General features: G+C 32.2%; 14 protein-coding genes. 4 read left to right on the top strand and 10 right to left on the bottom strand.

What is annotated here, in order from left to right:
• Positions 1 to 173 precede the first annotated feature (173 nt).
• From BAQ44_RS31105 to BAQ44_RS31110, 7 genes are all read right to left on the bottom strand, one after another.
• On the bottom strand, positions 174 to 311 hold the full coding sequence (locus tag BAQ44_RS31105; RefSeq protein WP_000711015.1) for a hypothetical protein: 138 nt from the start codon (positions 309 to 311) through the stop codon (positions 174 to 176).
• A gap of 21 nt (positions 312 to 332) precedes the next feature.
• Entirely contained in the window at positions 333 to 746 is a 414-nt protein-coding gene (locus BAQ44_RS16860) for a DUF6018 family natural product bioysynthesis protein (protein ID WP_000710699.1), read from the bottom strand.
• 519 nt (positions 747 to 1,265) lie between these two features.
• Positions 1,266 to 1,919 carry a hypothetical protein gene (locus BAQ44_RS16865; protein ID WP_001003375.1) on the bottom strand — a complete coding sequence of 218 codons (654 nt, stop codon included), beginning with the start codon at positions 1,917 to 1,919 and terminating at the stop codon, positions 1,266 to 1,268.
• A gap of 221 nt (positions 1,920 to 2,140) precedes the next feature.
• Positions 2,141 to 2,989, bottom strand: a complete 849-nt coding sequence (locus BAQ44_RS16870) for a hypothetical protein (RefSeq protein WP_048568096.1) — start codon at positions 2,987 to 2,989, stop codon at positions 2,141 to 2,143.
• 39 nt (positions 2,990 to 3,028) lie between these two features.
• Entirely contained in the window at positions 3,029 to 4,723 is a 1,695-nt protein-coding gene (locus BAQ44_RS16875; protein ID WP_048568097.1) for a helix-turn-helix domain-containing protein, read from the bottom strand.
• 490 nt (positions 4,724 to 5,213) lie between these two features.
• Entirely contained in the window at positions 5,214 to 5,693 is a 480-nt protein-coding gene (locus BAQ44_RS16880) for a CPBP family intramembrane glutamic endopeptidase (protein WP_000890576.1), read from the bottom strand.
• Positions 5,694 to 6,093: 400 nt separating this feature from the next.
• A complete protein-coding gene (locus tag BAQ44_RS31110; RefSeq protein WP_000533201.1) occupies positions 6,094 to 6,243 on the bottom strand; it encodes a hypothetical protein in 150 nt (49 codons plus the stop codon).
• Between the two features lie 539 nt (positions 6,244 to 6,782).
• Between BAQ44_RS31110 and BAQ44_RS16900 the strand changes: the two genes are divergently transcribed.
• The 4 genes from BAQ44_RS16900 (at position 6,783) to BAQ44_RS16915 (ending at position 11,064) form a co-directional block, all read left to right on the top strand.
• A complete protein-coding gene (locus BAQ44_RS16900; protein WP_000520284.1) occupies positions 6,783 to 8,492 on the top strand; it encodes a hypothetical protein in 1,710 nt (569 codons plus the stop codon).
• A gap of 941 nt (positions 8,493 to 9,433) precedes the next feature.
• Complete coding sequence (locus BAQ44_RS31115; RefSeq protein ID WP_000212568.1) at positions 9,434 to 9,577, top strand: hypothetical protein; 144 nt, start codon at positions 9,434 to 9,436, stop codon at positions 9,575 to 9,577.
• A 131-nt stretch (positions 9,578 to 9,708) separates the two neighbouring features.
• On the top strand, positions 9,709 to 10,674 hold the full coding sequence (locus BAQ44_RS16910; RefSeq protein ID WP_002029030.1) for a tyrosine-type recombinase/integrase: 966 nt from the start codon (positions 9,709 to 9,711) through the stop codon (positions 10,672 to 10,674).
• 78 nt (positions 10,675 to 10,752) lie between these two features.
• A complete protein-coding gene (locus tag BAQ44_RS16915; protein WP_033696043.1) occupies positions 10,753 to 11,064 on the top strand; it encodes a hypothetical protein in 312 nt (103 codons plus the stop codon).
• A gap of 96 nt (positions 11,065 to 11,160) precedes the next feature.
• Here the strand turns inward: BAQ44_RS16915 and BAQ44_RS16920 are convergent, their stop codons facing one another.
• From BAQ44_RS16920 to BAQ44_RS16925, 3 genes are all read right to left on the bottom strand, one after another.
• Positions 11,161 to 11,481: a hypothetical protein gene (locus BAQ44_RS16920; protein WP_000136244.1), complete on the bottom strand. Its 321-nt coding sequence runs from the start codon at positions 11,479 to 11,481 to the stop codon at positions 11,161 to 11,163.
• Positions 11,482 to 11,542: 61 nt separating this feature from the next.
• The gene (locus tag BAQ44_RS31600) at positions 11,543 to 11,677 is read right to left on the bottom strand and encodes a hypothetical protein (RefSeq protein WP_000394598.1); all 135 of its coding nucleotides are present in this window, start codon (positions 11,675 to 11,677) and stop codon (positions 11,543 to 11,545) included.
• Positions 11,678 to 11,755: 78 nt separating this feature from the next.
• Positions 11,756 to 13,528 (bottom strand): phosphoadenosine phosphosulfate reductase domain-containing protein, encoded by a 1,773-nt coding sequence (locus tag BAQ44_RS16925; protein WP_002073830.1) that lies wholly within the window; start codon positions 13,526 to 13,528, stop codon positions 11,756 to 11,758.
• Between the last annotated feature and the right edge of the window lie 72 nt (positions 13,529 to 13,600).

The following is a 13,600-nucleotide window of genomic DNA, read 5'->3' on the forward strand; positions in this document are numbered from 1 at the left end:
TACAATTAAGAATAGTCCTCGTTGTCGCCTATGCTCCCGCATTACTTACTCGAGAACGTCTCGCACCGCATAATCGTTCCCTCCAAGTTCTTTTTTACATTAAAAAAAGGAAGATCCAAGTAAATACATCACTTAGTTCTTCCTTTTACCCTCTATAAACTACCTCGACCTTATTAAAATGGTAGTTCTTCATCTGTAATCTCCGGTAACTCATCCATACCAGCAAATATATCATCCGGCTCTTGGGATGGCTTTCTTGTTTCCTGCTCTTTTGGATTATCTAATTCTGTCCAAGTGTTATCTTTTTTCATTTACATTTCCCTCTATCTCTCTTATTTTTCAGGTTCGTATACAACTTCTTCGTAATCAAAAAAATAATCTTTCAATTTACGTAGGATTGAACGAATCTTCGGTTCAGCTACGATCTTTGTACCATGGTAAAAACTTTGTTGCCCGACAAAGCGCCATAAGATTACATAGCCTTCTTTTGCTTCTTGTATGCCTTCAATATATAAAGCGATTTCTTGAATAGCAACCTTTTCATTAAGAGTATCTGGTTTAAAGTATTGAAATTTCCCATCTGGTAATATAATTTCAGCTTCAAAACATCCTCTCATTTGATTCACTCTTGCTCTTGATTCAGATGACATTGCTGGTGCAGCATATGATTTCTGATTTTTTTCCATTCGTGCTTTATGTTCCTCTACTGTTGGTACTGGTTGTAAGTGACTACAATCTTTTTTCATTTTATTATCTCCTCTACTGTTTAATTTGTTATTTTATGAATCATAAATAACCCCGCCTGCAAACTTGAAAACAACACAAAAAGGGCTTCTTCAAGTCGATTAAAAATGTGCATAGCAAAATAAGCTATATATACACTAATCGGCTCAAAGAAGCCCTTTCATAAATGAAACAAGACGCAACTTGCTTCTACAACTCAACCACAACACAAAAAAAAGGTGTGGGAATAAACGGAATCAAATAAACTAACAATATACCTATATATTACACAATTAGGATTATAGTAGCAAGGTGTTTTACAAGTTTTAATAACTTAAGTAAGTTATTAGTAATTTAAAGAAATAATAATTTATATTCAAAGTTAAAAATAACTTACTCATCAAATCTCTCCTTTTGTATAATTTGATTACCATCTAGCATAATGCTAATCTATGAAATAAGCAGTCTTTCACGGATAAACTTAGAAAAATCCGCTCTAAAAATTAAAACAGATTCTTCTAAGTTATAGACTTTTGCTTAGATTATTCTGAAATGAACTCTAAAAATCTTTTTCCAACCTCTGTAGTACCTGATTGCCACAATCCTGTTTCACTCATTGTATTATGAAGTGTGTCATAGGCAATTAAATCTCTATTTTTCAAATCTCTGACGATTTGGTCATAAAAGTCACGTCTGTCTCCTAATTCGGGGAATGCTGAAACTAAAATTGTAGATTTTCCTCCCGAGAAAAGGCTAGGTCTTGTTTCAGCTGTAAAATAAGATTCTGGAGAATTTAGGAATGATAATATTTTCAAATGCCATTCATTAAATTGGTCTATATAATTTAAAAACATTAACTTTTCATTTTCTTCTATCCCCAATTTAGGCGTATTGGAAATTGAATTCATTAATGCTACTCTTTTATCCTTTTGATGTGTTTTTAAAGCTATTGAATATGCTTGCATAGCAACTGTTAAGAACTCTTGATTATCAGCTAGTTCACTTATATTAAAACCTTTTTGCTCAAGAGCATGTAACCTACGATCCATTTCTTCCAAAATTTCAGTTCTTCTCTTACTTGCAGGATCTGCAAATGCAACTCCAAATAGTTCTGAAAGCATCGGTCCTGCTACCGGTACAGTACCTGCAGCCCCCTTAGCCATTGCATAAATAGTCTCTTTTGTTTTTTCATTCATTTTAATTACTCCCTACTTTAAATTTCCCCTTCTAGAGGTAAACCTTGCGTTATTGCAGATGATATATCATCATATTTTGAATTATATTTTATATTGGAATTTATATCCACTCGTATATACCTTCATAAAAAAGAATCTGATATCTTAATAGATACCAGATTCCTTTTTATACTAAGGGCTATATATTCTGTCTTAAATTATTAATATCTTTTCAATAATTGTTATATAGAAGTCTTTCTTTTCTTTTTATGACCTGGAATAATCAACTCTCTAATTCGCTCATTTATTTCATCTTGTAATATATTAAAGATTTTAATAAGTTCTGTACGCTCATTCTCCATCACTATATGTTTAGGGTTATTGTTAATAACTCGCATTATTTGTTTTTCTATATTGTCGATATCAAATTGTGGGAGTTCATTATTAGGATCTAACCCTATATTCATATATTTTTCAAAAGCTTTTTCAATAGGCAGTAAACACTCTGAGCGTTTAACAGGTATTTCACCAGCCTCTGGATCATATTCAATATGTTCAACCAAAATCTCACAATAAATTTCAGGTTTTACATGAGAACGTACTAGTAGATAATACAAATTATTGCTCATTAATACATCGTAAAGTTTTGAACCATTCATCTTAAATTCTATATTTCCTACTTCTTCCTCGTAATCAGTTTTTTCTATATATTTATTAATGACTTCACATATAGCATTAGATGCTATTCCATCTAAACTTTTTTTTATTTTATTTATATTATTTTCTTTTTCTAATATTTTATTTATTTTCTGTTTCCAATCTTCCTCAAGTGCATCAAATATATATCCATTTTTAACTGCCTTTATCCCACTAAAATCCAAAGGTTGAGAAGAAAATGGTTTTAGATTACGATAATTATTGATATCATTAATTATCGGTTTATAGCTCTCATTAACAATAAGTGACCTTTGACTATGTTCTAGTGCACCTTTAGCAAACTTTATTGATTTAACACCAATAAAAATCGCTACCACAATTGAGACTAAACCAATCCAATTGCTAACTCCTATATCCTTTATACTTTCTAGCATTTTCTTTGCACCTTTTATCCCTTCCCATTTATAGGCTTTTTATAATAAGTTCATTACCTCTTGTCTCTCTATCCACTTATCCAGTTTATTTTTCGTGTCATCATTTAATCGTTTTCTTTTACCTGATAGCATCCTTGAAAGCGTTGAATACGAAATATCAATTTCTTTCGCTAGCTCACGAATACTTTTATTATTCTTCTCTTTATACGTGTTCATTTTTTCAATATAGAACTCAATACTATTAGGTATTTCTTGATTTGGTATACTTATTGGCTTCTCTTCAATTACAGGTGGCTTTTCTTCAATCTCGATAATTAATGGTGACTGCTGCTTACTTTTCTTAGTAATCAACTCTTGTTGTAATTTAACAAGTTCATTTGTCGGAGAAATAATTACTTTTAATTTTAGCCAGTAATTCTCAAACCAGTTTTTCCCCTTGCATTTCTCTTCATCAATTTCAGGAGAGTACTTCCATTCCTTAATAACTTGGTCCCTCATAAGATCATCTAACGTCTTTTCAAAAACTTGTCTTGTAAGGCTTGGTTTTCTATTCATACTGATTTCCATTACTTGTAATAACCCTTTAGGACCACCAATACTATATGAATGTGTTAGATGTTGATATGATTGTTGAATACGCCAACGCCAACTTAGATATCTGGTTAATCGTTTGTGATATCTTTGTTGCTTGCTGTTATACTCCAATGCTTTCTTAGATAATAAACCTGTTAGTTTTTCAGAACCATATAGATATTTCGATAAAAAACTACCTGGTGTAACGTTCATACTCTCTATTCCCAATGTTTTATCCGTATCAATATCTTTTGCAATGATAATTTCATCCATTACAAATAACCTTCTAATTCTTTGCTTTTTATAAGCCAAGGTTTCATTTGGATCCTCTTCATTTAATATCACGATCTCATTATCTTCATTTACATAAATAAAAATACTAGCAAGAGCAGCTAAACGCTCCATAATCTTTAATCTGTCTTCTTTTCGATAATAAGCCTTACCATTTTTGATTTGTTTCATATTACACATATCTAATATTTGTTCATAATGTACAGGCACAATAGTCTTATCATTTTCCGCACTCTTTACCCACAGTTCTGTTACAATATCAAGGCAATCTGCCGTCAAATCATCCATTACTCGTGTTAAAAAAGTAGAGTCAATCAAGGTATTCCATCTTTTTAACTCTTCCCTTTGTAACTTCATATCACCATCGTCATGTGACGATACTACGACTAGACTATTTTGTTTATCCTGCAATTGAGCAATACGTACATTCTTATCTTGGTCATCTGTAAACTTATTCTTAGCAATAGTGTCTGATAAATGGTACATAAACCCTGCATTACTTCGCTCTATGTAATCACTCTTAGCCTCTGTATCTAAAGGTAATTCTTTTGCGACAACAGGCAATTTAATCCCAAATTCCATATATAAATCATCTTTTAGACATTCAAAAATTTCTCCCTTATAATTATCTAATTTTGGAAGAATGTCTATCGCCGATAATCCTAAAGCTTCCTTTTTAGAAACCCATTTCACTAGTCTTTCGAAAGTCTGTGACGAATAAGTTGAGTTGTATATCCTCTGTAGATCTCTTTCTACATCTTGATAGAATTGTTGCCATTTATTTAACACTCTTTCACTTCCCTCAACTCCAGTTAGTAGAGGGTATGCTATATATAAGGTGTTTTGAAATAGTACTTTTAACTTTTCCACTAATAATCCTCCTAATTGCTTCTAATACAATTATATCAATTGCTACTTATCATTCATACCATTCTAATTAGAGTTTCGATAGGATATATTATTATTGAGCATTCCAATGAATATTCCTATTGTTTAGCTAACGAAAATATGATAAACAATTAATATCTTTTTGTAAACTGAAGTGCCCATGAGAAAGGTATCTATCCAGAAGCAGGAAACTTTTATGAACACTTATTAAAGAAAATTAAAATGCAATTGATTATGAGTAGTGGGAATAATATTTAACAAACCTTTTTATAAAGGTTTGCTTTGAGGGTTCAGTAGATTTGAAATAAATTCATTATTTAAGGTGGAATAAAAGTAAACAAATAAATATAAGTTCACATAAAAAAGAAGCATAGAAAAACATTCTATGCCTCTTTTTTTATAAACAACTCAATTCCCATTAATTATTAACTTAAAATCCATTACTAATAGTATAAAGTATTCTTTAAAACATTTATAACTGTGATGCTATAACAGCAATAGAGTTATGTAGTGAGTGAATCAAAACAACAATCCAAAAAGCAGATAATGTAACTTCTACTTTTTCATTCTTTTTTTGATATACCCAATAAGCATAGTTATATAATACTCCAATTATTGCTGTAGCGACTATATAAGTAATACCATCTGAATGAATTAATCCGAATATAATCGATGCTATTAAAATGATAAGAAAATCACGATCTTTAATAAGAGAAATACAACTTAATACCCAAAATAAAAACACCTGAAAAATTACTGTTTCATATACAGGTGCCGCAAATACTCCTACTAAAATCTGTATAATAGCGGGTTCTTCCTTTATTGGATGTTGTTTTATTGCCGGTAAAAATAAATCTAATGGCATCACAAGTAAAAATGATCCCAATACCATAAGTAATACAAACCAAATTATAGGTAAATCAAACATAAATCTATTCAATTTTTCCAGCATATATCTTTCTCCTATCACCTTTTTATATTCATAAAATTATATATTATATTTTCATTAATACAATAAGGTAATAGAATTAAATTAGTATAAATAGTACAAAATAATAAATTCTCTATCTTCTTCCCTTTCGTATTTGTAATAGCAACAATACATTTAATTTTTATAAGTTTACAAAATTCGTTTTACACTAATTATAAGTTAAACATGCGACATCTTTCTCAACTTGTGTACTTTTCCTGCAAAACATGCAACACCTTTCCCATCTTGCGTACCTTTCCTGCAAAACATGCAACATCTTTCCCATCTTGCATACCCTTTCTACAAAACGTGCAACATCTTTCCCACCTTGTGTACCTTTCCTATAAAACATGCAACGCCTTTCCCATCTTGCGTACCTTTCCTATAAAACATGCAACGCCTTTCCCATCTTGCGTACCTTTCCTGTAAAACATGCAACATCTTTCCCATCTTGCGTACTTTTAATATAAAATGAGCAACGCTTTTCCAATGTTACGTACTCTTTTACTAAAACAAGCAACATTCTTCCCATGTTGCGTACTTATTTTTCGCAACAAGCAACACCTAATATTTAAATTATTTAATTTCACATTAAAAATAAGCAACATTTTTCCCAAGTCGCGTACCTATACTACTAATAAAACCAGCTACAAATGCTGTTATATCAGGTGATTTAAAACATTTAATCTAAAACAAACTATATATTTCACAGAAATCCTTTCCCAAGTCGCGTACCCATTTTCGCGAAAAAGAAGCAACATCTTTCCCAAGTTGCGTACCAAAAATCAATTGGTATATCTATAGAGTATTGATATTAAAGGATTTCTCCTATTCTCAATAAATAGCATCATACAAGAAAAAAGCAACACTCCTTCCCAAGTTGCGTACCAAAAAAAAAATCAAACTTTTTTTCTATCCCTTGTGGCTCTAAGGCTCGTAAGGTGTTGCCTTTTTTAAAATTCTCTCTTAAAGGGCACATTTTTACAAAATTCGTTTTGCTATAATCAAAATTGGTATATTTTATAGTCTTTTGGCATATATTTCTGAATTTGTAGAACGGAGGTGAAAAAGATGGGGAAATCATTTGTAATACGAAATCAACGTAGCTTAAATGGGAAAACAACCAATGCCGTGTTAGTAACACTAAAGTCTTGGCAAAAACTTGTAGAAGCATTTGAAGATAAGTACTACAGCTATAAAGATACATATTTAGAAGATATTCTGCAGCACATGACATACGAAGAACGTATTGCTGACGAAGAAGGTTTTGTCGAAAAAGCCAAGCCATCTTTTTCACGTCGCGCATTGTCTGCACTTGCTGAAAAAACAGGAAGAAAACATAAATTATACGGCATTACGAATGCTGATCTTGAAGTTTTCTTATATCTACATAAGAAATGCTTTACTAATGGTGTCATTCCAAATGTAACAATACATATGATGTGGGAAGATTACAAGCAATATAAAGAAGAATTTGCTTATATCCAACATTCTCAATTCTATATTGCATTAAAGAAATTAAACTTACATAACATTATCTCCATTGAAAACGGAGTAGATGGCCGATATACAATCAAGCTGACTCATTTTATGAATGAGGAAACAGAAAAAGCAAATCCATACGTATATATTAGTCCTGTTGTATTTACTAAGGCTTTCTTTAAGCTATCTGTAGCGGCTAAGAAACTATTCTTAGACATTGCCATGCAACAACATACAGAAACAACATTAAAGCGTTCATTGGACAAGCAGGATGAAAGAGGAAACAAAACTCACTTCGGTGGGATGTATCGTTTCTTACATAAAAAATATCCGCATCAAATCCGTTCCGTTATCGATGAATTAACAACGGCATTACCATGTACGGGGAATCCCCTATTCAAAATTTGCAAAATGCAAAAAGGGGTAAAGCATACAAAACGATATACAACCTTATATCTATCTATTCATTCAGACTTTTTATGTACAAAAGAATCTGGAGAAGAGCAACACAGGGATCCATTTACACCAAAAACCACCTATGCTCGCAAGGCAAAGTTTATAGAAGCAGTTCTACAGGAGATGAATATCGGTGAACTGTCTGCAGACATGAATAAGTTCATTCATGTATTAAAGCATACTTGTCATCGTCAAATCCGCAGTGTAATTCGCGGACTCCGTGACATGATTGATCGAAAAGAAGGATATCCAACGAAAATTGTATATACATTGAAAAAACTATTGCATCAAACATCTCAATATCAAATCCTTGATGCTGCAGCGAAAGAAGGTATCTACCCTCTTATTGCGCAACATATACCAAAAGAGAGAAATAGTGACCGTGAGCAAGCTGTCTTTAATTTCGGTTTACATTATTCTATGTACTCTCTTCACAACATTAAGAAGATGTTTAAGAATGTGCATACACTACTGAAGCAGAAATTTGCGGTACCTGTGACGGAAGAATCTTATCACCGTAATTATTTAAAATATCAGGAAGAAACGTTATTTAGAAAATATGCATATGATCAAGGTGTGAATCTCCATGCATATATTGCTTTAGAAATTGAAATGCGCGAAAAATTAAAAGTACGCGGCCATAAAGAACGCACAATTCCAAGTGATGTACGTGAATGGTTTATTGAAGAAATTGATAAGCTACCGCAAGAGCAGCTGCGTGTGATTGAGCTACCAAAACAGTTTAATTTACTAGAGTTTATGCGTACCTTTGAACGTTTAGTACGTGCTGGTGTAACAATAACCACTCCTGATCAGGTGCTAACCGCAATGAAAATAAAATAATAGCAACTAGCTCTCTATTTTTGAAAAAAACAAAAGTAGAGGGCTATTCGTGTTTATTTGAGTAGTAACACCTTCCTACTACTCTATTTATAAATACTAAATCGAAAGAACTTCATGTAAAATGGAGTCTTTTTTTATGCACTTCTATACAATTTTGATTCTATCAATGCATAACTCTCCACATAATACTAGAGTGTATTCCTCTACTGTATTAAAACCTATCCCATAATACCTACAAAAAATCAAAAGGAAAATTATAAAAATAGTGGATATGAGGACAAATATGATCCAATGTGGATATAATCCTTCTAAAATCATTGTTATTACTAATGTTGTTGTATTTATCTAATAAAAATCATCAACAAAAATGTGAGTTATGTGTAAATAGTGAGTTATGTTCAAAAATAGCAGCCTAATCTGAATAAAATGTGGATAATTAGACGGTTAGAATTAACCTGATTACTAAAATAAGTAAAAAAGTTCTTATTTACGGGGTTGAATATATATAATGCGATTAGTATCAAATTCTTTCTGATTTCATGTAGAAATATAGTAATTCCTTTCTGTTTTTTTGTAGAATTAAACGTCTAATAATCATTGAATTTACGAATACATTTTCTGCTATTTATGATTTTTTAGGTTCTAACATGAAATTTTCCCTTGTGGGAGTAGATATTTCCCCTGTTTTTGATAACCTATAATAGTTTTATCTTTATTTCTTTTTTTATATAAGGTATATATTTATAATAGATTTTTAATATAGCTAGTATAATTGTTAATAAGATGTCCGACCTAATTGAAAATATTTGTAAATTGCGTTATAATAATGGTAATTAAACAGATCATTACCCTCATACAAAAGGACAAACCTACGTATCCCTACCAGGACTAGGTTTGTCCTTTTTTCATTTTAATAAACAATTTATATTGGAGGATTACACATGGCTACACTAAAAGAAACAACTTACATAGAAATGAATACCTATAACGAGATTGGATTTTTTAAAGGGATTGTTTGGGGATTAGTTTTTGTAGTGCCTTTTTGGAGTATTATGATAACTCTATTTATCTGGCTTTATAACTAATAAACAACATATCCAAAAAGCAAAGGGTTGTTTGTCCGTTTGCTTTTTGGATATGCCAGCAACCGTGCGTAGCAAAGGGCGGTAGCAGGTCTTTCACTTATTTTCTGTTATAATATATCCAAAGAAATTAGGTGACTATATTGAATGAGACAATTAACTTAGAAAAAACTTTAGAAGCGTTCTCTACATATTTAAGTGAAAAAGGCCGAAAACATTCTACAATCCAACGCTATGCATACGATATTAAAGATTTTTATAGATGGTTGAATGAAAATGAGTTGCTTTTACATATAAAATCATGGAATGAAATATCCGTAGATGATTATCAATCTTATTTCTCAGTGTTAGAAAATAAACGAGAATATTCTCTTAAAACAAGGCACAGGATATGGGTGGTTTTAAAGAGGTTACACATGTTTTTAGGTATAGTTAGTCCATTAGATGATATTCATCTCTCTTTAATTCCGGATCAATCACTAAATGACAATGATTTTATTACCGAATTGGAAGAGGCGCTTTTAAAACAAACTGTTCTATCAACTAAGGGATTAACAGAAAGACAAGCTAAATACCGTCCTCTAATCATGGATAGAAACGCTTGTATAATTAATTTAATAGTAAACTATGGTTTGTCTTTGCAAGAGCTTGTATCGCTTAATATGAACCATATACAGTTTGCTAGGAACACTTTAATTGTTCCAGGAGAAAACGGAGATACTAGATCCATCTTCTTAACAGCCGAAGCTACACAACAGCTTTACAAATATTATTCGACTATCCCTGAACCTGTAAGACCTCGACAGCACACAGATAATCCTCTATTTGTGGCATTTGATTTTAATCGAGGTACTTATCGATGGGTTTACGAAAATGATGCACCAAAAGCTTTGTCTGAGGTTGCTATACAAAAGATGATTCGACTTGAAGTGAAACGAGCAGAATTAGATAGGCGTATTTCTGCACAGCAGATGAGGAACACATTTATTCTTCGCCTTATTAAGCAAGGACTTTCTGAAAGTGAATTAATTGATAGAATTGGTTTTAAGACTAAAATATCATTGAAAAGATATTTTCAATATTTAAGATTAAGCTGTTAATAATGCTCTAGATGAACAAGTCCATCACAAAAGGTATTTAAAGGAATGAGAAAAATGCACGAGAAAGGAATATATGTTATGCAAAACACTTTAACTTTATGTTTAGTAAAATTAGGAGAATTGTTTTATGCAGGTGGATTGCACAGAATACCATACGATGAAACTTCATTTAGTTATGAGTTTGTAAAAGATGAAGAAGTGGCATTTCTCTTTATAGATAAAGATATAGCCGAACGAATTGCTAAAAAATGTGGTGGTGTTGTAATTAATAAAGAAATTACTTCGCATGAATACACTCAACTAACCATTAAGCACGAATGTTATATAAAAAGCGGAAAAGATTGGGATTTGGAACAAGAAAAAGTTATTCAAAAATTTTTAAGTAATTAAGATTTTCAAAACTTCATCACTCTGAAACAGTTAAATGTTCTTTTTAAAATCAATACATAAATAAAAGACAGCAACGCTTGTGTTGCTGTCTTTTGTTTACAATGACTCACTAATTAATTTTGCGATGTCGACAAATTTCTCTGCAAATAATATAAAGACAATTGCAAGTAACCCGCAAAGTGTCTTTACGGAGAACTCAACAGCATCTACATTAGGCTTAGTTAAATTAATAAGTCCGCCAATTCCCATAAACAGTGTAATCAACCCAAGCATAAACTTTGTAATAGGAGTTACTCCGGGTATTTCATTTCCTACAAATAGCTGAAAGCAGTAGTACATGCTCCAAATAAAAAATACTATTGTTGGAATTGTGGTTAGAATTTGAATACATCTGTCTTTGAAACTAATTTCAGTCATAAGTATCCTCCTTGAATCCTATATTTATACGTTCCTAATAGTTCTTTGGTAAATATCGTAACTATTTTTTAAAAATCTGTTTCCTTCTCATTTTTTTATCGATTTCTTTAATTGCGTTTTCATTTTCTTTAATTAATTCATCAAAGTGTTCTTCCTTATTCTCTTCTATATACTTCATAAGTTTTTTGAATTCCATTATAATCTCCTCTTGCCTTTGTAATATAGAAAGCACCTATTGAATAGGTACTCTCTAAATATATCTATTATTTATATATCACGCTATAAGAAATGTTTCGTTAGCCATTTCTTTAAGTATTTTTGCAAAGAGGTGATTAGTCTCCTCGGATAGCAACTCCTCTGTTTCTAGCAATCGAGAGAGCCTACTTATAAACTCTGTAGTATATAGGATCTTCGTATTTTCTAATTCATCCGGATTAAATAATTGTTCATTCTTCATAGAATGAATGAACAGCTGTACAAGCATCTTCTTATGTTGTGCTTCTGCCTTTTCATGGTACATCGTCATACCTAACCATTGACGTATAATGCGTTCAGCATCTCTTGCTTCTGTTATATCAAATCTAGATACAACAAAGGTTAGTTTGTTCCATGTAAGCTTTGCAGAATCATTAGAATAATTTGAAGGAAAAAAGAAAAAACTCTGCTGCGTAACTTTCTGTCGTTCCTTCATCCAACGAAATATCTCCTGCTTCCCTAAATGAACATCAATTTCCACGAAAAACACAGGGAATGGAGACGTCGTTTTTTCTTCATTTATTGTACAATCAGGTTTGAACACCAATTCACCAAGACATGCGTGATGTATTGGCTCCAATTCATCTCGATATACACGAATACCATCTGTGTCATACCAGCCTTGTAGTACTGCCTCAATTTCTTCTTCAGATATAAGACTCGTATTCATTTCTTGTTGAATATAAAGTAGATATTCTAAAAGCATTCTTCTACCTTCTACTGTTAGTCCTCCAGGTGCATAGTCTCCCTTTTCTGTACGATCAAACATAATATAATCATATTCAACATGATTACATATGGAAAACAAGTCTGAATCCCTTTTATTTTCGTTTCTAAGGAGCGTTTGCAGGCTTCGTCTATTCATTACATTCCGATACCGAATATCGTTTCTAATCGAACGTAAGAAGCTTTTCCAGGATTGTAGATAAGCATAGTCCGTATACCCCTCACTAATTAGCTGGGTCAACATTTTATCCTCACCATTCATCATTAGGCAAGTCCAACATCCACTACGTGAGTTTGCAGCTCCACAAGCATTTCCCTGCTGCTTCCCACCTGTTTTTATGCCACATTCAAACATAGCTTGTCCATACTGTATGCTCATTTCTTCCACATCCACACCAAAGGGCAGTATCCCTCTATCTAAAAGTAACATCCATACTTCATCACCGGTTAAAAATTTAACTGGATTAAAGCAGAGGATATTCTTCATATCATTATGACGTGAAAATAAGGAATCATTACTTATCTCATGCTTTTGAATACTATGTCTTCTTCGAGCGCTCTCTTCATTACGAACGGCCAGCATAAGCACACCATCATATTCATCAAAGCATTCTACTGCAGTAGTAGTTTGAGAAGCTATTAAGATTTCTTTCATCTTTCGCTGCATCGGTTTGACCTTGAGAGAGTCAGTACACCATCTCAATCTACTGTTTCCGCTCGGTGGTAAAACGCCTCTGCCTATTACTTTATACCAATATGATTCTTTCATAAGTGGTTTCACACCATGAACGACAAATGGTAGGTTTTGCTCATTTGCTTTCTCCTGGATCTTTTGTAATGTCCTTGAGATATAAGCCGTCATAGCAGGTGTTTCTACTCCAACTTCGGAAGTTAAGATATGAATTGGATTTGTACGTTCCTCTAGTGGTAGCTCAGCAATTGCATCCCATAGTAACGTCAACATGGCAGAACTATCTTTCCCCCCACTGTAACCTACAAAACAACAATCGCGAGATAAATAGACTTTTTTCATTTCCTCTTTAATTTCTTTATATATATCCATCATTATATTGTTATCCCCATAGCAAAGTATCATTTCATACTACTATGGAGCATACCTCCTCTGTTTTTAGATAGA

Source organism: Bacillus mobilis (genome assembly GCF_001884045.1).
Lineage (GTDB): Bacteria > Bacillota > Bacilli > Bacillales > Bacillaceae_G > Bacillus_A > Bacillus_A mobilis.